This window comes from Paenibacillus woosongensis (assembly GCF_030122845.1).
GTDB lineage: Bacteria > Bacillota > Bacilli > Paenibacillales > Paenibacillaceae > Fontibacillus > Fontibacillus woosongensis_A.
On sequence record NZ_CP126084.1, the window covers coordinates 4,316,426 to 4,335,958 of the forward strand.

Annotated in this window: 24 protein-coding genes and 1 riboswitch; of the genes, 9 read left to right on the plus strand and 15 right to left on the minus strand. The window is 51.1% G+C overall.

Features of this window, described 5'->3' with window-relative positions:
- Positions 1-65 precede the first annotated feature (65 nt).
- Together QNH46_RS19770 and QNH46_RS19775 are read left to right on the plus strand one after the other, a co-directional pair.
- Positions 66-1,001, plus strand: a complete 936-nt coding sequence (locus QNH46_RS19770; protein WP_230873930.1) for an NAD(P)/FAD-dependent oxidoreductase — start codon at positions 66-68, stop codon at positions 999-1,001.
- Positions 1,002-1,073: 72 nt separating this feature from the next.
- Entirely contained in the window at positions 1,074-1,322 is a 249-nt protein-coding gene (locus tag QNH46_RS19775) for a hypothetical protein (protein WP_213593215.1), read from the plus strand.
- 28 nt (positions 1,323-1,350) lie between these two features.
- On the opposite strand, the gene sda is transcribed toward QNH46_RS19775, so the two are convergent.
- Together sda and QNH46_RS19785 are read right to left on the minus strand one after the other, a co-directional pair.
- The gene (sda, locus tag QNH46_RS19780; RefSeq protein WP_148499871.1) at positions 1,351-1,491 is read right to left on the minus strand and encodes a sporulation histidine kinase inhibitor Sda; all 141 of its coding nucleotides are present in this window, start codon (positions 1,489-1,491) and stop codon (positions 1,351-1,353) included.
- 283 nt (positions 1,492-1,774) lie between these two features.
- Entirely contained in the window at positions 1,775-2,437 is a 663-nt protein-coding gene (locus QNH46_RS19785) for a YheC/YheD family protein (RefSeq protein WP_283925729.1), read from the minus strand.
- Between the two features lie 196 nt (positions 2,438-2,633).
- On the opposite strand from QNH46_RS19785, the gene QNH46_RS19790 reads away from it, so the two are divergent.
- Complete coding sequence (locus QNH46_RS19790; RefSeq protein ID WP_155612679.1) at positions 2,634-2,849, plus strand: hypothetical protein; 216 nt, start codon at positions 2,634-2,636, stop codon at positions 2,847-2,849.
- Positions 2,850-3,006: 157 nt separating this feature from the next.
- Positions 3,007-4,233 (plus strand): AI-2E family transporter, encoded by a 1,227-nt coding sequence (locus QNH46_RS19795; protein WP_213593211.1) that lies wholly within the window; start codon positions 3,007-3,009, stop codon positions 4,231-4,233.
- A gap of 129 nt (positions 4,234-4,362) precedes the next feature.
- On the opposite strand, the gene QNH46_RS19800 is transcribed toward QNH46_RS19795, so the two are convergent.
- The gene (locus tag QNH46_RS19800) at positions 4,363-4,719 is read right to left on the minus strand and encodes a HesB/IscA family protein (RefSeq protein ID WP_155612677.1); all 357 of its coding nucleotides are present in this window, start codon (positions 4,717-4,719) and stop codon (positions 4,363-4,365) included.
- Between the two features lie 244 nt (positions 4,720-4,963).
- Between QNH46_RS19800 and mqnE the strand changes: the two genes are divergently transcribed.
- Both mqnE and QNH46_RS19810 read left to right on the plus strand, forming a co-directional pair.
- A complete protein-coding gene (gene mqnE / locus QNH46_RS19805; protein ID WP_155612676.1) occupies positions 4,964-6,070 on the plus strand; it encodes an aminofutalosine synthase MqnE in 1,107 nt (368 codons plus the stop codon).
- Between the two features lie 81 nt (positions 6,071-6,151).
- Positions 6,152-7,213, plus strand: a complete 1,062-nt coding sequence (locus QNH46_RS19810) for an NAD(P)/FAD-dependent oxidoreductase (protein WP_155612675.1) — start codon at positions 6,152-6,154, stop codon at positions 7,211-7,213.
- Here the strand turns inward: QNH46_RS19810 and QNH46_RS19815 are convergent.
- Entirely contained in the window at positions 7,210-7,452 is a 243-nt protein-coding gene (locus QNH46_RS19815) for a YuzB family protein (protein ID WP_373870989.1), read from the minus strand. The two genes, QNH46_RS19810 and QNH46_RS19815, sit on opposite strands and share 4 nt — an antisense overlap.
- An 82-nt stretch (positions 7,453-7,534) precedes the next feature.
- Between QNH46_RS19815 and QNH46_RS19820 the strand changes: the two genes are divergently transcribed.
- Entirely contained in the window at positions 7,535-7,780 is a 246-nt protein-coding gene (locus tag QNH46_RS19820) for a NifU family protein (RefSeq protein WP_055105863.1), read from the plus strand.
- 161 nt (positions 7,781-7,941) lie between these two features.
- Here the strand turns inward: QNH46_RS19820 and QNH46_RS19825 are convergent, their stop codons facing one another.
- Positions 7,942-8,715 carry an SDR family oxidoreductase gene (locus QNH46_RS19825; RefSeq protein WP_283925731.1) on the minus strand — a complete coding sequence of 258 codons (774 nt, stop codon included), beginning with the start codon at positions 8,713-8,715 and terminating at the stop codon, positions 7,942-7,944.
- A 49-nt stretch (positions 8,716-8,764) separates the two neighbouring features.
- On the opposite strand from QNH46_RS19825, the gene QNH46_RS19830 reads away from it, so the two are divergent.
- Positions 8,765-9,028, plus strand: a complete 264-nt coding sequence (locus QNH46_RS19830; protein ID WP_283925732.1) for a hypothetical protein — start codon at positions 8,765-8,767, stop codon at positions 9,026-9,028.
- 202 nt (positions 9,029-9,230) lie between these two features.
- On the opposite strand, the gene QNH46_RS19835 is transcribed toward QNH46_RS19830, so the two are convergent.
- The 6 genes from QNH46_RS19835 to QNH46_RS19860 form a co-directional block, all read right to left on the minus strand.
- A complete protein-coding gene (locus QNH46_RS19835) occupies positions 9,231-10,091 on the minus strand; it encodes a MetQ/NlpA family ABC transporter substrate-binding protein (RefSeq protein ID WP_283925733.1) in 861 nt (286 codons plus the stop codon).
- An 82-nt stretch (positions 10,092-10,173) separates the two neighbouring features.
- Complete coding sequence (locus tag QNH46_RS19840; protein ID WP_155612671.1) at positions 10,174-10,842, minus strand: methionine ABC transporter permease; 669 nt, start codon at positions 10,840-10,842, stop codon at positions 10,174-10,176.
- On the minus strand, positions 10,842-11,858 hold the full coding sequence (locus tag QNH46_RS19845) for a methionine ABC transporter ATP-binding protein (RefSeq protein WP_213593200.1): 1,017 nt from the start codon (positions 11,856-11,858) through the stop codon (positions 10,842-10,844). The genes QNH46_RS19840 and QNH46_RS19845 overlap by 1 nt, the downstream gene beginning before the upstream one ends.
- Positions 11,859-11,981: 123 nt before the next feature.
- A riboswitch (SAM riboswitch) is annotated at positions 11,982-12,138 on the minus strand.
- Positions 12,139-12,231: 93 nt separating this feature from the next.
- Positions 12,232-12,966, minus strand: coding sequence for a Cthe_2314 family HEPN domain-containing protein (locus tag QNH46_RS19850; RefSeq protein WP_283928508.1), 735 nt, complete (start codon positions 12,964-12,966; stop codon positions 12,232-12,234).
- 83 nt (positions 12,967-13,049) lie between these two features.
- Positions 13,050-14,030, minus strand: a complete 981-nt coding sequence (locus tag QNH46_RS19855; RefSeq protein ID WP_213593198.1) for a COX15/CtaA family protein — start codon at positions 14,028-14,030, stop codon at positions 13,050-13,052.
- 221 nt (positions 14,031-14,251) lie between these two features.
- Positions 14,252-14,623 (minus strand): thioredoxin family protein, encoded by a 372-nt coding sequence (locus tag QNH46_RS19860; RefSeq protein WP_155612668.1) that lies wholly within the window; start codon positions 14,621-14,623, stop codon positions 14,252-14,254.
- Positions 14,624-14,734: 111 nt separating this feature from the next.
- On the opposite strand from QNH46_RS19860, the gene QNH46_RS19865 reads away from it, so the two are divergent.
- A complete protein-coding gene (locus tag QNH46_RS19865) occupies positions 14,735-15,991 on the plus strand; it encodes a DUF2515 family protein (protein WP_283925734.1) in 1,257 nt (418 codons plus the stop codon).
- Here QNH46_RS19865 and QNH46_RS19870 read toward each other — a convergent pair.
- The 4 genes from QNH46_RS19870 to QNH46_RS19885 form a co-directional block, all read right to left on the minus strand.
- A complete protein-coding gene (locus QNH46_RS19870; RefSeq protein WP_213593192.1) occupies positions 15,988-17,622 on the minus strand; it encodes a putative polysaccharide biosynthesis protein in 1,635 nt (544 codons plus the stop codon). The genes QNH46_RS19865 and QNH46_RS19870 overlap by 4 nt on opposite strands.
- Positions 17,623-17,670: 48 nt before the next feature.
- Positions 17,671-18,156 carry a DUF456 domain-containing protein gene (locus QNH46_RS19875; RefSeq protein WP_283925735.1) on the minus strand — a complete coding sequence of 162 codons (486 nt, stop codon included), beginning with the start codon at positions 18,154-18,156 and terminating at the stop codon, positions 17,671-17,673.
- A 7-nt stretch (positions 18,157-18,163) separates the two neighbouring features.
- On the minus strand, positions 18,164-18,880 hold the full coding sequence (locus QNH46_RS19880) for a Cof-type HAD-IIB family hydrolase (protein WP_244996718.1): 717 nt from the start codon (positions 18,878-18,880) through the stop codon (positions 18,164-18,166).
- A gap of 111 nt (positions 18,881-18,991) precedes the next feature.
- Complete coding sequence (locus tag QNH46_RS19885) at positions 18,992-19,441, minus strand: GNAT family N-acetyltransferase (protein WP_196427261.1); 450 nt, start codon at positions 19,439-19,441, stop codon at positions 18,992-18,994.
- Positions 19,442-19,533 lie beyond the last annotated feature (92 nt).

The following is a 19,533-nucleotide window of genomic DNA, read 5'->3' on the forward strand; positions in this document are numbered from 1 at the left end:
TGTCATCCTTGAATTCCGGGAGTGAATTTACAGACCTGCTTATCGTCGGGGGAGGTCCGGCAGGCATGTTTGCCGCATTTTACGGCGGCATGAGAAAAGCATCGGTCAAATTAATCGAAAGTATGCCTCAGCTTGGGGGACAAGTAGCCGCCCTCTATCCTGAGAAATATATTTACGATATCGCTGGTTTTCCTAAAGTAACCGGCCAGGAGCTCGTTAACAATCTGAATGAACAGCTCAAACTGTTCAACCCAGACGTACGTCTAGGGGAGACAGTGCTGCGCATCGAGAAAAAAGATGAACGCCACTTTGTCGTTACAACAGACAAAGACGTTCATTACGCGCGGGCCATCATTATTACAGCAGGCGTCGGGGCGTTTAAGCCGCGTCGTCTGGAGCTTGAAGAGGCTCCGCGTTTCGAACAGACCAACCTGCACTACTTCGTCAGCGATTTAAACCGGTTCCGCGGACGCAAGGTGCTCATTAGCGGGGGCGGGGACTCCGCTGTGGATTGGGCGCTAATGCTCGAACCGATCGCAGAGCAGGTTACGCTTATCCATCGCCGTGATAAATTCCGGGCGCACGAGCACAGTGTAGAAAATCTGATGAACTCCAAAGTTCGCGTCATTACCCCTACCGAAATCGTGGCATTGCACGGAGACGAACACATCGAACGCGTTACTCTGGCTCATACGAAAACAAAAGAGACGCAGGAGATCGAAGTGGACGATGTCGTCGTCAACTTTGGATTTGTATCCGCGCTCGGTCCGATCGCCGAGTGGGGGCTTGAAATCGAATCTAATTCCATCGTTGTCGATTCCAGAATGGAAACCTCGATCCCTGGCATATTTGCCGCTGGCGACATTACGACCTATCCCGGCAAGCTTGACTTGATTGCTGTCGGATTCGGCGAAGCCCCTACGGCTGTAAATAACGCCAAAGTTTACGTCGACCCGGAAGCTAAGTTATCCCCAGGTCACAGCAGCAATTTGAAATTGTAGAGTCATAACAACGGTCCACAAAGGGTATCTTACCTATACGGATGACATCATGCCGTAAAGGAGGGATACCCTTTGTCTTATATATGCCCGTTATGCAACGGATTAGCTCCACTGACAGCAGCTTGTCCCGACTGCGGCAGCACGCTGGAGCATGCCGGAAGGAAGCAGGACTACGCTGGTCCCTACAGTCCCTATGGCTCAGCCGACCAGTACAACTCGGTCATCTCCTCTCTCCAGCCCGAGGGCTGTGAGCATGTCGTGCAGTGTCCGCAATGTCATGAAGCTTATATTTATCATGTCAACGCATGGCCAGCGCCTTAAGATAACGCTTTGCCACAAGATTGGTCGATTAATGTACTATCGTTAGATTGATTTCCAGGTTGCGCTTATGGATTTCTGCCAACAGAAGAGCAATGAACTCCATGTCTAGTTGCAATTCTGTAGCCATATGATAGGATTCGAGAAGCATTTCGTCTGTTAACATCGCCATTGGTAACACATCCCTTCTATTTTTTTCCTAATTTCATATAAAGATCATATCAAGAAATGAAGAGTGGAACAAGCGTTCTGTTATCCACAAACAGCTGTGGAAATCCTGTGAATAACATGTGTGTAATTGTCTAAAACAGTTGAATTATATACTGGGGTAATGGGGATAAAAGTTATTCACAGGTTACACAGCCCGTTTTTTCGTCAAAAAAAATTTAATTGTAAATAAACACTCTATTAATACTTACCTAAAATATTACCCAAATAAACACATTTTTGTAATGTTATTGTGGACGAGTGTTAACTTCAAAGATCCAAATCCTGCCGCTTGTATCAATGCCATAATCAAAGCCCAGCTGTCCAACGCCAGGGAAAGCCGACTCCATGATGGCAATGCACTTATTGGTCAAGGAACGCATTTCTGCGCGTTTTTTGCGGGTAGAGACATTGCCGAGAGAACGTCTTAAGCCTTCTCCCGCGCTAAGCTGAGTGCCGCCTTTGGATAGATTCGTTACGAACAGCCCCGGACGGGCAAGCCGTCCCAGCATGGAGCGATATACCCACTTTCCGTTTTGCTTGACAACCTTGACCCGGTAATCGATAGGTCTTCCCTGGATTCTCGCGAGATGGATGCCCTGCTGAATGATATATTTTCGGCCAACTCTAGTTCTATTCAACGCTTGAAACATGGCGTCAAAGCTTTTATAATATCGGCTTTGGGACATATAGGTGAAACCGTAGATTCCACCCTTTTGGGTAACCTTTATAACTCCGTATCCGCCGCCGCCGCGAACCGGTTTAATAACCGCCATCCCGAACTGCTGCAGCACGCTCCGCAGAGCTTCTCCACTATATATCCGAGTCTGCGGCACATGAACCGCTACCTCGGGGTTTCTTAGCAGTGCTTCGGTTTTCAACCATTTATCGGCCAACTGTCTTCCCGCCATGACACTCTCCCCTTTCTGGCGTTTATATTGGCGTTATACTATAGTCGTATTCAGGACAAGGCTGTTGTTCTTGTATGATTGTCCGACAGCGGACGCCTGTTTTATCAGAGCCGTTTTTTCTTTGCAAAATCCAGGTTTTGACGTATAGTAATTTTGGTGCAGTGTTATTTCGGAAAGGGAAAAGGAGGATCATGTTTTGGAAACGGATTTTACCGCGTCGCTGTTCGGGGTATTGTACTGGGTTGCTATGATTGCGATGTCACTCGTACTCATTGCAATTACTGTTGCGGTATTCGCCATAGGCATTAAATTTATCAAAAGCTCGCGTAAATTGCTGGGCGGGGGCTCCATTTTGTTTTCGCTCATCGCCGCAGCCATGATCATAGTTATGGTAAAGAGGCAATTTTTTTAATTAAAAGCTCCATGCGCCAGTGGATTCATGCGGCTCTAACTCTACCAAGGCAGAGGCATGGATCTTTTTTTTTTGAATTTTGCTGAAACCAAATTTTATTTATACGTATTACTAATAATAGAAACAACTAGGTTGCTGACAGGGGGGCCATTTTTTCATGAGTAGTACGGAAGGCTGGAATCACCGGTTCAAGAAGTTCTTCATTAATAATCGCTTCGTATTGTTTTTGCTTGTGCTGCTGCTGATTGGTTTGAATATCTTCGTTCTGACCAAAATATCATTCGTATTCAAACCTCTGATTGTACTGCTGAAGACCGTACTGATTCCCGTGCTGTTGACGGGAGCGATCTTCTACTTGCTGAATCCGCTCGTAAATTGGCTGGAACGCAAAGGCATTCCGCGCGCCTATACGATCGTAGCGCTATATTTGTTCATTATCGGGATAATTACTATTGTGATCATCTCCGTTATCCCGCTCGTTCAAGAGCAGGTGAACGGCCTGATTCAAAACTTCCCGAAATACAGCTATGAAGTGCAGCTTCAGTTCGAGGCCCTTATCGGCAGCGATTTCTATCATCAATTTCAGCAGTCCACCGGCTTCAATCTGACCGATGTGGCCCAGAAGCTGTCCGAGCGGGCGTCCTCGATTGCGCAGAATGCCTTCAGCAGTATCGGCGGGTTTGTCGGTGCAGTCGTCGACATCGTGCTTACCTTGGTGACAGTGCCGTTCATCCTGTTCTATCTGCTGAAAGACGGGAAGAAGCTGCCCAACTATATCCTTCGCTTCGTGCCAGTGAAGCTCCGCGAGCAGACCCATCGTGTGATGACGGAAGCGAATGGGCAAATCAGCTCCTACATTCGCGGGCAAATCATCGTCAGCTTCTGTATCGGGGTGCTGCTGTATATCGGCTTCCTCATTATCGGGCTCGATTATTCCCTGGTGCTGGCGATTATCGCATCCTTTACCAGCATCGTTCCGTATTTGGGTCCTGCCATCGCGATTACGCCTGCCTTGATTATCGCGATCGTTACTTCCCCGTTCATGCTTCTGAAGCTGATTATCGTATGGACCGTTGTCCAGCTGATTGAAGGGAAGTTCATCTCCCCGCAAATTATGGGCAAAACGCTGCGGGTTCATCCGATCACGATCATCTTCGTGATCTTGACGGCGGGCAATCTGTTCGGCGTGCTCGGCGTCATCCTTGCCGTTCCTGGCTATGCTGTGCTAAAGGTCATCTGCACCCATCTCTTCCAATGGTTTGAACATCGCTCTAAGCTTTATGAAGAGGAAGAGGATGCCGGCGAGAACCTAGCGAATGTAGAGGTAACCGTTAACGTAGGTGCTCCAGCCGGCCAAGGCACAGGCAAGGAAGAGCAGGAATAACACAAACAAACCGCTTTCCTCGAGGAAAGCGGTTTGTTTGTTTCGCTTATCGCGGCTTTTTCCGGTCACTGACACCAAGATAGTCCTTTAGAGCGTTTTGCAATATATGAGAGTAGTTAAACCTATCTATCAATCACAAACTTCCGGTTTGCCTTCCTCGTCCCGCATGCGGAACGACTGGCCGCAGCCGCAGGAAGCTATCGCATTCGGATTATGGATCGTGAAGCCGCCGCTCATGCCGGATTCCTTGAAATCGATCTCCAGCCCGTTCAAGTAGCGGATGCTGTCTTTATCCACAACGACCTTCAGGCCGTTAACATCCATATGCACATCTTCCTCGCTCTCCTGGTCATCCAGGCCCATTCCATATGAGAAACCGCTGCATCCGCCCTCATTCACACCAAGACGAAGGAACATATCCGGTGTCTCCTCCTGCTCCAGCATCTGCTTAATGCGGGCCATTGCGCTATCTGAAATGTTAATCATCTGTCTTCACACTCCTTATCCTTACTTTATTAAAGTATACTCCACATCATCGTCCCCCTCAAGATATGTGATTTTTATTACATTTTGTTGCCCACTTACAATGGGAAGTTTATAATAGGGGAGGTGGTGGTACATACTGACTAATTGGATGCTCTCCAGCTGCGCCGAAGCCGGCGGTCGGGTCTCTCATCCGATTATGCCAGCGCCGCCGGAGTCATCTTATGGAAACGGAGGTTATTATTTCATGTCTATTGCAATCAGCCCGAATATCGACAGCAAAATGGCGGACATCGTAGCGAAGGTCCGGCAAGGACAGCGTCTGACGCTGGAGGATGGGGTATATTTATATGAAAGCGATGATTTGTTGACCATCGGTCAGTTAGCTAACGAGGTCAATCTCAGGAAGAACGGCCGCAAAGTCTATTTTATCGAAAATATGAGCTTGTATTTTACGAACGTATGCGAATCCTACTGCGCCTTTTGTAATTTCCGCAAGGATCAAGGAGAGGAAGGCTCTTATACACTATCCGGCGAAGAGATGGTCGCTTATGTAGAGCAGCACATTCACCCGGGCATCCGTGAATTCCATATCGTTGGTGGCCACAACAATCATGTGCCGTTTCAATATTATGTAGATTCTCTCAAAGCGCTGAATGAGCGCTTCCCGGAAGTAACGCTCAAAGCTTATACCGCAGCGGAAATTGAATTCTTCACGCGAATCAGCGGCCTGAGTACACGGGAAGTATTAATAGAACTGCAAAAGGCCGGGCTTCAGTCCCTGACAGGCGGAGGAGCGGAAATCCTATCCGACCAATACCGAGAAAAAATGAAAGTCGATAAAGCGAACGTTGACCAATACCTCGATGTTCACCGTACAGCGCACCAGCTTGGCATGAAGACACATACGACAATGCTCTACGGAGCTATCGAGACCCACGAGGACCGCATCCGCCACATGCTGCAGATTCGCGATCTTCAGGATGAGACGAACGGCTTCATGGTCTTCATCCCGCTGTCGATGCAGCCGCGGAACAAAAATGCCGGCATTACCCGCCGCAACTCGGCCTATGAGGATTTGAAGACGATCGCGATCAGCAGGCTGATGCTTGATAACATTCAGCACATCAAAGCTTATTTTATCAACATCGGCGTACAGCTGACCCAAGTCGCGCTAACCTTCGGCGCTTCGGACGTGCACGGAACGATCATTAAAGAACGGATCAGCCATGCTGCGGGGGCACTCACTCCGGAAGGACTGACCCGCAAAGAGCTGATTTGGCTGATTCAAGGGGCCGGACGCATACCGGTAGAACGGGATACCTTCTATAACGAGATTCAGATTTACGAATAGAGCATCACTGACAGCCTTCAGGCTTCACGATGCAACACAGCGAGCGCTCTGAAGAACCGGACTAGAAAGGACATCGGTGAGATGAAACAATTCGTTATTCTTGGTGGGGGCTATGGTGGAACTGCCGTTATTCATGAACTGTTCAAGGGATTTATTCCCTCCGACGTTCAAGTCATTTTAGTAGACCGGATGCCGTTTCAAAGCTTGAAGACCGAATATTATGCTTTAGCCGCTGGAACGGCTTCCGATTATGAGCTGCGTGTACCGTTTCCGAGCTACTCGGGATTACAGATCAAATATGGGGAAATTAGCTCGATCGATTTAGACAGCCGTTTCATTCATTTTGAAGAGGGCGACCCGCTGGAATATGATCAGCTCGTTATCGCCCTCGGCTGTACCGATAATTATCATGGCATTCCTGGAGCACAGGAGCACTCCTATGGCATTCAGTCCTTCTCCGCTGTGCGTGAAGCCTACCTGCAGCTTAACAACATCAAGCCCTACGGCAAAGTGAACGTGGTAGGCGGAGGACTTAGCGGAGTGGAAATTGCCGCCGAGCTGAGGGAGAGCCGCCCGGATCTCAATATCAGCATCATCGACCGCGGCGCACGGGTACTGTCAGCGTTCCCTCCCAAAGTGTCCGGCTATGTTACCAATTGGTTCGAGGAGCATGATGTAGAGACATTATCAAACATTTCCACAACCGGGCTGGAAAAGGGAGTCATCTATCATGCGGACGGCGAGATCGCTTCCGACGTAACCATTTGGACCGCAGGGATCCAGCCCCCTGCTCTCGTGCGAAACCTGGAAGTCGGCAAGGATCGTCAGGGACGGGTATTGCTGAACGAATACTATCAAATTCCCGAGCATCCCGAAGTCTACGTATGCGGCGACTGCGCCAGCCTTCCCTTTGCTCCGAGCGCTCAAGCAGCCGAAGGGCAAGGCCAGCAAATCGCCCAGATCGCCTCGGCGTTATGGCGCGGTGAGCAGCCGAAGCTCCAGAAGCTGAAGCTGAAAGGCACCCTTGGTTCGCTGGGCAAAAAGGCTGGCTTCGGATTGATGGGCAAAAGGCAAGTAACCGGAAGAGTTCCGCGTATTCTGAAGAGCGGTGTTCTCTGGTTGTCCCGGCATCATATTGGCTAGCCGTTATCCGATTTCACGTCAGCTATCCTGCGAATGATGGCATCATATAAAGCGCTGGCTGTCTCGGCCTCCACGGTCTCGCCGTTGACCAGCGCATAAGGCGTCATGTAACACATGCCGCAGCCGGTGAGGCAGCCGTATTCGTAAACCTCGCAATCCGGATGCTGCTCCAGCCTTTTCATAATTTCATCCGTTCCGAAATGGGCATTGTTCGCGCAAAATTCTAGGATTATCTTCAATCTGGGCATCCCCCCATTTTATGAACCATTTAATTTTAACCTTATTTGTACTATAATATAAAGAGGAAAGGAGTTGAAAACAATGAGCGAAAATGTACAAGATAAATTGTATGACGAAGTATTGGAAGTTCTGGATAAACTTCGCCCCTTCCTGCAACGTGACGGTGGCGACGTTGAACTCGTCGATGTTGAAGATGGCATCGTTAAATTGAAGCTGGTAGGCGCATGCGGCAGCTGCCCAAGCTCCACCATCACCCTGAAAGCGGGTATCGAGCGCGCGCTGTTTGAAGAAGTGGAAGGCGTACAAGAGGTCGTCCAAGTATTCTAAACGCAAATAACTCCTTCAGATACAAACTCGAATTCAATTATGGGATCGTCGGCTCTGCTGACATACAGCTTCCATAATTTTAAGAAACTCGGCTTCTCCGGATCCCCGGAAAGGCCGAGTTTTCTTTTATTTGGCGAATCTGTCCGCCAGGACCGTCATCGTCAGGTGGGCTTGATCCATGGCCGGATCGGATCGAGTCCGCCGGAAATATCCATAATGTTGCCCGTAATGAAATCGGAATCTTTATGACATAAGAAGGCGATAACCCTGGAAATATCCTCGCCGCTGCCCGGCCGCCCCAAGGGCGTTTCCCCGTCCTTCATTTGGCGTGCTTCTTCGATCGACATCTCTTTATTATCCCCGCGAATGTCGCCTGGACAGACCATATTCACGGTAATTCCATAAGGCGCCTCCTCTACCGCAAGCGTCTTCGTAAAGGATACGAGCCCCGTTTTGGCCGCGGCATATACTGCGCGATGCGGCCAGGCCCGTGACTCCGCCGCATGTCCAAAGCCGAAATGAATGATTCGCCCCCAGCCCTTGTTCCGCATCCCCTGCAGTACGAAATGATCCAGCAGCATAGTTCCTACCAGATTCCCTTCAATCATGGACAATATTTCAGCCTGGGTATAGTCCGCAAACAAACGCCGTTCCCGAATGAACGGACCTGCATTATTGACGAGAATATCGACGGTTCCCAATTTGGCCGCAACTTCATTGGCCAACGCCTCGATTTCTTCGCGCTGCGAAATATCGGCTTTTATGGCAATACAGGATACCCCCAGCCCTTCGATCTGCCTTCTCAGGTCAAATGCTTCAGCTTCGCTATGTACATAGTTCAGTGCGATATGACATCCTTGTTCCGCAAGCGTCAGCGCCGTCCTTCTTCCGAGTCCTTTGGCGCTTCCGGTGATCAGGGCGACTTTTCCCTTCAATGTCCTTCTCCTCCTCATCCTACATACACATATATCAAGTATAAAAGATTTGAAGCATTCCCACAAACAACAAGGTTCAGACCATAAAGCAGAAGCTCAAGCTCCGGCTAATCAAGCTACAGCTAATCATGATGTAACGGAAAAGAGCAGCTTCCAACTACAATCCCTTATCGTGTTAAAGCAGCTTCTTCAGACAAAGGAACGAGAGCAGGATGAAGGTGATGGGGATACGGGTTTAGTTGGATCCTCTGTATTTATTTTAGCGCATATATTCATATTCAGAGAATTAAATGGAAACCATGCATTAAAATAAGGCTGACTCGTGTCATCCTGCCTCAGCATTCATTCTAATGACAAGCGATCCATTTAGATGTACATTTTACGCCAGTTTTCAAATCTTAAATACCAAAAATCCATTTATCCTGTTAGATTCGATGCCGGATCATATGGAACACTAAAAAATCCCGCCCTCCCATAAAGGGAGGCGGGACTTGGATATTATACAAAAGGACGATTTAGAATACAGGAACCAATGCTCCCTCATACGTCTCTTCAATGAACTTTCTTACATCATCTGAAGTCAGAGCTGCCGCCAGCTTCTGGATCGCATCGGAATCCTTGTTGTCTGGACGTGCTACCAGCAGGTTGGTGTAAGGAGATTCCTTATCCTCGATGAAGAGGGAATCGTTAACCGGGTTCAGGCCTGCTTCGATCGCATAGTTCGTGTTAATCAAAGCGAAGTCTACTTCATCCAATTGGCGAGGCAGCATAGCCGCATCAAGCTCTTTAATATCTAGATTTTTAGAGTTCTCGACGATATCTGCTTTCGTTGCCGCAATGCCAGCGCCTTCCTTCAGCTTGATCAAACCTTGTTTCTCCAACAACAGGAGCGCGCGTCCGCCGTTTGTAGCATCGTTGGGAATAGCAACCTTCGCTCCGTCGGCAATTTCATCAGCGGATGTATACTTTTTGGAGTAAGCGCCAAACGGCTCCACGTGAATGCCTACTACAGGAACCAAATCCATGCTGTTTTTCTCGTTTTGATCATCCAGGTACGGCTGATGCTGGAAGTAGTTTGCATCCAGCTGCTTCTCGAACACTTGCACGTTCGGTTGAACATAGTCCGTAAATTCTTTGACTTCCAGTTCTACGCCTTCCTCTTTCAATTTCGGAGCGACGAACTTCAGAATGTCAGCATGCGGCACAGTAGCGCCCACAACCAGTTTAACCGATTCTGCCGGTGCGGATTGCTCCGCGTTTCCAGCGTTGTTCTGCGGAGCCTCTGCCGCACCGTTGCCATTGTTTTTGGCATTTCCGCAAGCAGCAAGTACCAGAACAAGCGCCAGCGTCAAGAAAGATAATGTCCATTTTTTCATTGCAGTATGCCCTCCTAATGAATATGTTTTTTTGAATAAGGATGTGCTAGATCTGTAGCAGCACGATATATATTGTAATTCCTTATTTCCGCGTAAAATAAATGACAAAACGATCGCCAATCATTTGCAGCAGCTGCACGAGAATGACCATAAAGACAACCGATACGATCATAACCTCCATCTGGTAGCGGTAATAACCGTACCGGATCGCCAGGTCGCCAAGTCCGCCGCCTCCGACCATCCCGGACATCGCCGTGTAGGAGACGAGCGTTACCGCCGTAATCGTCATTCCGGCGATCAGGCCGGGAAGCGCCTCAGGCAGCAGCACCTTGCGGATGACCTGCAGCGGGGAGGCTCCCATCGCTTGGGAGGCTTCGATAACGCCTCGGTCGACTTCACGCAGCGCAGTCTCAACGAGACGTGCGAAGAACGGAGCAGCTCCGATGACCAGCGGCGGGATCGTTCCCTGTACGCCCATCGATACCCCAACGATAGCCCGGGTCAGCGGAATAAGCGCCACGATCAGGATGACGAATGGAACCGACCGGAGAATGTTGACGATCAGCGACAGAACTCTATAGAGCAGGCCGATAAACCAATGGTTCGAGCGCGAGAAGCTGTACAGCAGAATCCCGAGCGGCAGGCCGATCAGAAAGGTAAACAAGGTCGCATAGCCCATCATGAGCAGCGTATCGCCCGTGGCGACGCGCATCTCGTCCCAGTTCACTTTGGAAAAATCCAAATTCGACATTACCCGATCACCTCCACATCAAGATCGCGTTGCCGCAGCAGCTCCAGCGTCTCATCTACCTTGGCATTGTCTCCTTCGAAGGATACCGTCAGCTGACCGTATGGCGTATCCTTAATCGTTGAAATCGTGCCCTGCAGGATGGCGAAGTTGACCCCCGTCTCCCGGACGACCTGAGACAGTACGGATTCATAGGTTTTGGCGCCCAGAAACGTGATTCTGACCAATCGCGCCCATGCTGGCAGCGGAACCGAGGAGGTCTGTCTAAAGCCTTCGTCGCCGGCTAGCTCCCGGCTGATGAATTCGCGCGTAACCGTATGCCGCGGCTTCAGGAACACTTCGGTCACCGGCCCCTCCTCAACGATGCCGCCCTGATGAATGACGGCAACCCGGTCGCAGATACGCTGAATGACATGCATCTCGTGCGTGATCAGCAGAATGGTCAGATGAAATTTGCGGTTAATCTCCAGCAGCAGATTCAGGATGGAATCCGTCGTCTGCGGATCCAGGGCTGACGTCGCTTCGTCGCAGAGCAGCACGTCAGGGTCGCTGGCGAGCGCCCGGGCGATGCCGACCCGCTGCTTTTGGCCTCCGGACAGCTGTGCAGGATATTTTTTCTGATGCTGAGTCAGGCCGACGAGCTCCAGAAGCTCGTTCACTTTAGCGGCTATTTGCAATTTCGGAACGCCCATCAGCTTCAGCGGAAATGCGATATTATCATATACGGTCGCCGAGGACAGCAGATTGAAATGCTGAAAAATCATCCCGATTTTCCGGCGCTGCTGCTGAAGCTCTCTCCGCTTCAGCTTGGTCAACTCCACGCCGCCTACCCAAACCTCGCCCTCCGTCGGCCGCTCTAGTAAATTAATGCAGCGGATGAGCGTACTTTTGCCGGCCCCGGAATGACCGATGACCCCAAATATTTCGCCCTTTTTCACGGTAAGGTTCAGCCCGGACAAAGCAGTGGTCGCTTTTTTTTTGTTGCCGTATGTTTTAGTGAGCTGTTTGAGTTCAATCAAGCTAGTGTCCCCCCGTTACACATAAATAGACTCCTTATAAAATTAACCCTTCCGCGTACTGCCGATCATATAAATAAAGAGCCCTGCAGATTCCGAGGGCTCTCTTTACGTAAAGACAATGCCTTCTCATCTACCAAAACCGCTCGCTCTTTCACGCCTGCGATCTTGAAGGAATTAGCACCATGACATTTGCCGAAAGCTGCGGTATCCATGCCACACTTCTTTGCAAATCGGTTGCTGGGCTTCATCGGGCCTTTCCCTCCGCCTCTCTTGATAAGAAAATATGAAATTTTATGAAAGAACATCATTGAATTTTTCTGAAACTATTCTAGAAATAGAGTATAGATTCTTTCCTTGCGTTTGTCAAAGGAAATTACTTTATATCTAGGCGCTGAATCTGTTTAACTTTTTTCCATCTTTGGTTCGTGTAAACAAATACCGTATGCAATGTCTCGCACACCATCCTATACCCATGCTCCAAATCTTCCAGATTCTTGTCGAGGTCTTCTAGCTCGAGCTTGTTGTTCAGCCCCTGATGCCGCTGCCACAAGTCATCCTGCATTTCCGCGTTCATATAGTGGATTTCGGTATTGCGGCGGCGGCGCAGCACGCTCATCGCTTCCTTGTGCCTGTCCTTAATAGCAAACAGGTCGTTCGCCAGCTCCGGATGCACCTTCAAATACCTGAATTGACGCAGCACTGTGAAATAGGAAAAATGCGCCTTCACTTTGGACGTCTTCAGATCAAACAGCTCGTTCAGCACCGTTCCCAGCTTGTCCAATATGGAGAAAACGCGAATGAACCCATCCTTGTAGAAGTACACGTACCGGGCATAATCATTCTTCTCAGCGGGAGGCATATCCTCCAAATAATCATGCGTAACCTTCCGCCGAAAATAATTAGCTGCATATTTGCACTGCTCCAGCTCATCAAGGGAAGAAACCAAGCCGAAAATCCATATTTCCAGCTTGCGAAAATCATGCGAGGGATCTTGATGCAGCTCCATTTCTTTTCGAAGCAGCTTGATTGTCTTGTCCATGGCTTCCATCGTATCCGCCAATATTCCTTCATTCCGTCTCGGTGGTTCGCCAAGCAGTGCGCGCAGCATATCCATTCCTCGCTTCCCTGGATGAGATCACAGCTTTAGTGTGACAGGCATTGAACTAACTCATAAGACCGTGCTTCAATAGCTTACGATTGGCCGGGTTTGATCGCTGTTTCCTGCTTCTGTCCCTGCGCCTGCTCGCTATGCAGGCGGCTCATTTGCCAGGTTCGTACGCATAAATAGGATAGCACTCCGAACAGGGCTGCCAACACGACGATATGCGCTAGCGACGTAAACAAATAAACGTGATAATTGTTCATCGTAAAGACGATGCCTGCCCCGGTAAATATCTGAATGACTGCAAGAATCGTCGCCGTCAATCCCAAAGCACGCACCTCGCCGTTGCCCGGATGCTTCCAGTAGGCAATATGCCCCATGATCGCAATGAGGATCATCAGCAGTGCAGCGGCCACCCGGTGGATAAAGGCAATCGCCACGCCGCCCGTCAGTTCTGGAACCAGTTGACCGTTGCAAAGCGGCCATCCCAGACACCCGCCTGCGGAATCGGTATGGCTCACGTATGCGCCAATGTATACGACGATATAAGTATAACCTGTCGCCGCCCATACGAGGTTGCGGAAGGCCTTGGACACCCGGACGGCCGGAGCCGAAGGAGCCCGTCCCTGCCTGGCTTCATCCTCGCGGATGCCAAGCGCCAGCATGATCGAGCTGGCAAAGGCGATCAGCGAAAAGCCGAAATGCAGCGCCATGACCGCCGACGACGTCGGATAAACGACGGCCATCGCGCCCATAAAAGCCTGAACCATTACAAATATTAGGGCCAGCAGCGCGTAGGTCTGCAGGTCTTTGCGATTCTTGCGGTACCTCCAGAAGGCCACGAACGCCGCGACGGCAAGCAGGCCGGCAGCCCCGCTGACCGCCCGGTGCGAGTACTCAATCAATGAGGCTACCGTGTGGGCCGGAACGAATTTCCCATGACAGAGCGGCCACTCGTTGCCGCAGCCAAGGCCCGATTCCGTCTTGGTGACAACGCTTCCTCCCAAAGTAGCCAAAAACATAACAAAACAGGAAATATAAGCGATCCATTTCAGTTGCTTCGTGTTCAAAGGTTTCTCACCTGCAATTTAGGATAATAAGAACCGTGTTTCTTATCAATTATTCGTTTTCCCATAAATCATTCTTCATTATAACCGATAAGGAACGGGACGACATAGTGAAACTGTGACAAAATATTCAAAAATAAAACATCGCCCCCCGGTGATTTCGAAGGGCGATGTGATTTTTGTTATTGAGATTAGCTGTTTGAACTGAATAACTCCGCGGCTGCCTACTCTTTTCTTTCGGGCGTATCATGAAGCGTGTGATATACATCCAGCGCTTTGTTCAGGAAATCCTCGATCTCTTCGCGCGACTTCCGCAGCTTGTTTACGAATCTGACCAGCTCTCTTCCATCGGCATAGGCCACAAAGCTTGGAATGCCCAGAATGTTCTGCTCCTGGCTGACTTCACCCACTTTGTCTACGTCGACTTCGATGAGAGTCAAGCGATCCGCATACTTCTCCTCGACCTCCGGCATGAAAGGATCGATAAACTTGCAATCGCCGCACCAGTCCGCTTTGAACACGGCGACGACCAAATTGCTGGATTGAATGCTGACGTTGAATTCTGCGGCGGATGCCACTTGTTTCACTTGGACCATTCCCTTCTGTGTATCGTTCTTTAATTAAGTCAATCAAAATGAAGAGTGGAAGTCAAATCTTTAGGCCATACTTTGTAATAACAACGTGTGAAAATAAAGCGAGGGACTCACATGAAGCAGAATCGTCTTACACAGCTGCTGGTGAACCTGCCTTCTGCGGTCAGAGATGCAATCCGCGGCAAAGCGGAGGACATCGCCAATTCCACCAAGCTCCGCGGGGACCCTCTCCCGCTGGATTGGAACGAAGCAGCCGCCCGCACCGTCTCCGGGGAGATCGAGGAACTCCTGAAGCGGGGGGCGGCTTACCGGAATCAGGACGACGAGGAACTAACCCGAACCGACCGGGAGTTGGCCGAGGATATTCAGACGGCTACGAGCCGCGCCGGAATCAGCAACATTACGCGCACCGCCGCATATCTGGAATGCTATGAGGCCTGCCCGGAGCTGCACTGGGCCTTTCTGGCCCACATCGTATCCCGGAACGCGGGCTGGAATATGACCGACCTCCGCGGGAGCCGGGTCGCCGATATGCTGAGCGAAGAAGGCAAGCGGGCCACTTACCGGTTTCTGGAGCGCAGCAATGCGCTTATTTTTCAAGATGCCTACCCGCAGCTGCTGCTGTACCGGAAAAGCCGCGAACTTGGCGCAAGCCAGTTCCATCTGCTGCGGTATTTCAGCGTATCGCGGTTCATGAGGCCTTTCTGGGAGCGCTTCTGGATTGACCGGGGCAGCGCGCTGCTGACCGTCGGCCTGATCATCAATGAGCAGAACTATATCGAGCAGCGGGTTATCCGTCACCCTTTCTACCAGCGGCATGTCACCGAGAAATCAAACTTCCATCTATATAGTTTGTCCGGCCTCAACCAGCTGATCATCCCGCTTCGCGAGGGGACGAGCGTGACCCGCCTGGCCGGCCGAACCGTCACCGACTTCGGCAGCCTCCCCGCCCGCATCGCGCTAGGCAAAAGCCTGTACGCGATGCTCATGGGCCTTGGCGCCGTGCGCAGCGGCGCCGAGGCCTTCGCGCGAGCGGTGCCGCACAGCGGCTCGCGCGCCGATTATTGGCCGGACATCTTCACGGCCAATAAAGAAGAAGCTCTGACCACACCCTTGCAGGGGTCAGAGCTTCTTGAGAGCGAGACGCTGCCGCCCGGCGAGCGTCTCTACAGCCCCAAGCTCCTGGATGCTTGGGGCGACACGCCCTATGAGCCAATATCCCGTGAGGATTGGCTCAAGGACACGAGCGCGCTGGACGGCATCAGCGCGCCTCAGACGCCGCTGCTCTGCGACATCAGCCGCGAGCACCGGACGGGCGTGCTGAAGACCGCGCTCGCCCATGATGCCGCCGAATCCATCAAGGCCGATTAGCGGCCCTGGCTCGGCTGTCCGCCGCGCTGCAGACGCATCAGCGGGGACAGCAGCTTGCGCAGCGGCCCCGGATAAGTTGCAAGCTCGTCTTTCCGGACAACGCGGAGCACGACCAGCAGCACCGGGTACAGGCCGACGACCGCCAAACCGACGATGCAGCAGGTAATGAAGAAGGCCAGACGGTCCGGCAGCACGGATACCAGGTGGATGCCCGCCTGATTGAGGCCGTAGCCGACGCCGGACAGCAGGGCGACTGTTAACAGGAAGCCCGTCCAGCGGCCGCCCATGATGGAGAAAGGCACGATTTTCTTCATCGTTCTGACATTCAGCAGCGTAATCGTCAGGAAGCACAGAATCGTTGCGAGGATGATGCCGTAAATCCCCAGCAGCGGGGCAAGCAGCAAGCTGAGCGCCAGCTTCACCGTTACGCCGATGCCAACGTGAACCATAGAGAGGTTCACCTTGTCGACCCCGATGAGGATGGAATTGCTGATCATCATCGTGATCTGAAAGATCGTCCCGAAGGTCAGCATCGCGATAATGCTGCTGCCGTCACGTGTACTGAACAGCAACCCATTGACGGAATAAGCCGCTGTAGTCAGCGCGATGACCATAGGCATCCCCGTCAATACCGACACTCGCATCGCGAGCGTGACCTGCTGATGGAGATGCTCCTCGTCCTTCCGGGCAAATGCAGCCGAAATGATCGGCAGCAGCGACGTGCTGAGCGCGATCGCCAGAATCGGCGGAATGCCCGCGATCATTTGGGCGCGGTTTCCAAGGATACCGAGAATATATGTCGCCTGCTCCGAACCGATATGCTGGCTGAGCAGCGGTTTCAGAATCGAGCCGTCGATGAAATTGACCGCAGGCACGGTCAGCGAAGACAGCACGATCGGAATCGACAGCTTGAAGATTTCCAAATAAATTTTGGAGAAAGGCAGCCGGTTGGGATCATCCTTAGCCTGCAGCAAGCCGTCCTTCTTGTCCTGACGCTTCGTCTTTGCGTTGAAATACAGCATGACGATCAGCGCAGCCACGCCCCCAAGCACAGCTCCAAACGTCGCCGCCGCGGCAATCTCCTCGCCCTTGGCGTTCATATGGTACAGCACAAAGGCCAGCGAAATTCCCGAGCCCACGCGTACGATTTGTTCAATGACCTGCGATATGCCGCCCGCAATCATAATATTGCGCCCTTGCAGATAACCGCGCATGATTGCAATCAGTGGAAAAATCAGCAAGGCAGGAGCCAGCGTCCTGATCGCGATAGCCGCCTCCGGCACGCGGGAAGCAGCCGCATAATAAGGCGCGGCAAAATATAGCAGCAAAGACATAACAATGCCGGTAACAGCAGCAAACCAGAGCGCCGCCTGATATATCCGCTCCGACTCGGCTGGCCGGTTAAGGGCATGGCGTTCGGAGACCATTCGGCTTAGCGTACTTGGCAGGCCCGCGGTAGCGAGCGGCAAAAGCATAAAATAAATCCCGTTAGCAAGGACATAAGATGCGTTCCCGACGTCTCCCAATATATGCTCTAACGGTACGCGCTGAAATAGGCCAAGGAGCCTTGCGATCAGCGCGGCACCAGCTAAAATCAACGTTCCTTTAACAAATGATTCCTTCTTGGACAACGATTTTTCCTTCTTTCCACTCGATTAGGCAAGAATCTAGCCTTCCCCCTAAAAAGATGCGATCCATATCACGAACAGGATAATCATCGCAAGCTGCAGCACGATCTTCACAGCCATGCTGCTGAGCAGGCCGACGACAGAGCCGATTCCAACCTTAAACGCCTTGGACAGGCTTTCGCCCTTAATCAGTTCCCCGATCATCGCTCCAACTAGCGGGCCAAGAATAAGCCCAAACGCCGGAATGACAAACGGGCCGATAATAATTCCAATCGTGCTCAGCCAGACCGACAGCTTGCTGCCCCCGTATTTCTTGACGCCCCAGGCGCCGACGGCGTAATCCGCCACAAGCAGAGCCACAACGATCAGCGTCTGGACAATCCAGAAGACCGGGCCCAATGCCTCGAACGAGAAAAACCACCCGTAGACGAAAAAGGCCGCATAAATGGCCAGTACGCCCGGAAGCACGGGGAACACCGCCCCGGCCATCCCGGTTACGAACAGCGCGATAACAATAATCCAGCCGAGTATATCCAAAGGCGGATCACTCCTCCGTCAAAATATAATCGCGAATAATCAAGGCAATGCCGTCGTCATCGTTGGAAGCCGTAACCACGTCTGCATTCTCCTTGACCGCGATTTGCGCGTTCCCCATGGCTACGCCAAGGCCTGCGGCCTGAATGGCCGCCAGATCATTCAAGCTGTCGCCGATTGCGACGACTTCCGACATTTGCAGGCCAAGCAGCTTGCAGACCATGGCCGCCCCGCTCGCTTTGTTGACCCCCTCCGGATTGATTTCAAGATTATAAGGGGAGGAGTTGGTGATTTCCAGCCCGCTTAAATTTTGCAGCTCCATGTTAATCTCATGGCGAAGCTGATCGTCGTTCGTCGTATAACCGAATTTAAGCCACTGGTTGCGCTCCAGCAGGCTCGGGTCCCAATTATCTTCCCTATATAGGCCTTCCACGGCATATGCCCAGAAGTAAACGTCTTTCTTTCTGGCAATTTCATGCATTTGGCCAATCAGCCGATAGTCGAACAATTCACGATGATACAGCTCATGGGGCGTTCGCCATACCTCGCTGCCGTTGACGGTGATCATCGGGGTATCGAGTCCCAGCTGCTCACCGTAGGAGACGGCTTCATCGTAGCTTCTTCCCGTCGACAAGCAAACATGAACGCCCGCAGCCATCGCTTTGCGCAGCCATTCCTCCGTTTTCGGGGAAATCTCATGATTGCTGTTCAGCAAGGTTCCATCCATGTCCAGTGCTAGCAATTTGTACTTCAATTATTGCTCCTCCAATCCTAGATGCAATGTTTTCTCTATATATACGCCATTCTACCATAATCCCCATCAAGACATACGGTTTGCCTAATTTCTCCTAAGCTCGGTAATGAATACTCCTGGGGCAACCTCGATATCCTTGACCTGCCGGAAGCCGAACATTTGGTACAATCCCTTGGCAGGAAAATTCAGTGCTCCCGTATTTACGCGAATCGAACGGCCTTGTGAGATCGTCTCCACGATATGCTCAACGAGAATGGTGGCGATTTTCTTGCGGAAATGATACGGATGCACGACCAGCCGGCAAATCTCGACCTCTTGCTCCGTCTCCTCATAAGAGATGAAGGCCACAAGCTCCCCGCCCAGCAAATATCCGACGAACTTCTCCCGGCATTGCATCATCGTTTCTACGGTATCCTGCAATTGAGGAATGCCGTCATAACCGATCAGCTCAGCTTCAACCTTGTAGGCAGGAATCTGTATATCAATCATTTTTTTGGCTGTATCGTAATTCGCAACGTCCAGCTTGATCAGCAAGCGCCAACAACTCCTTTGCTCCACAGTATTTATTAATACATTACATTACTCCTTGATCAACATTCAACACTTTTAAAAAGCAAAAGAAGCCG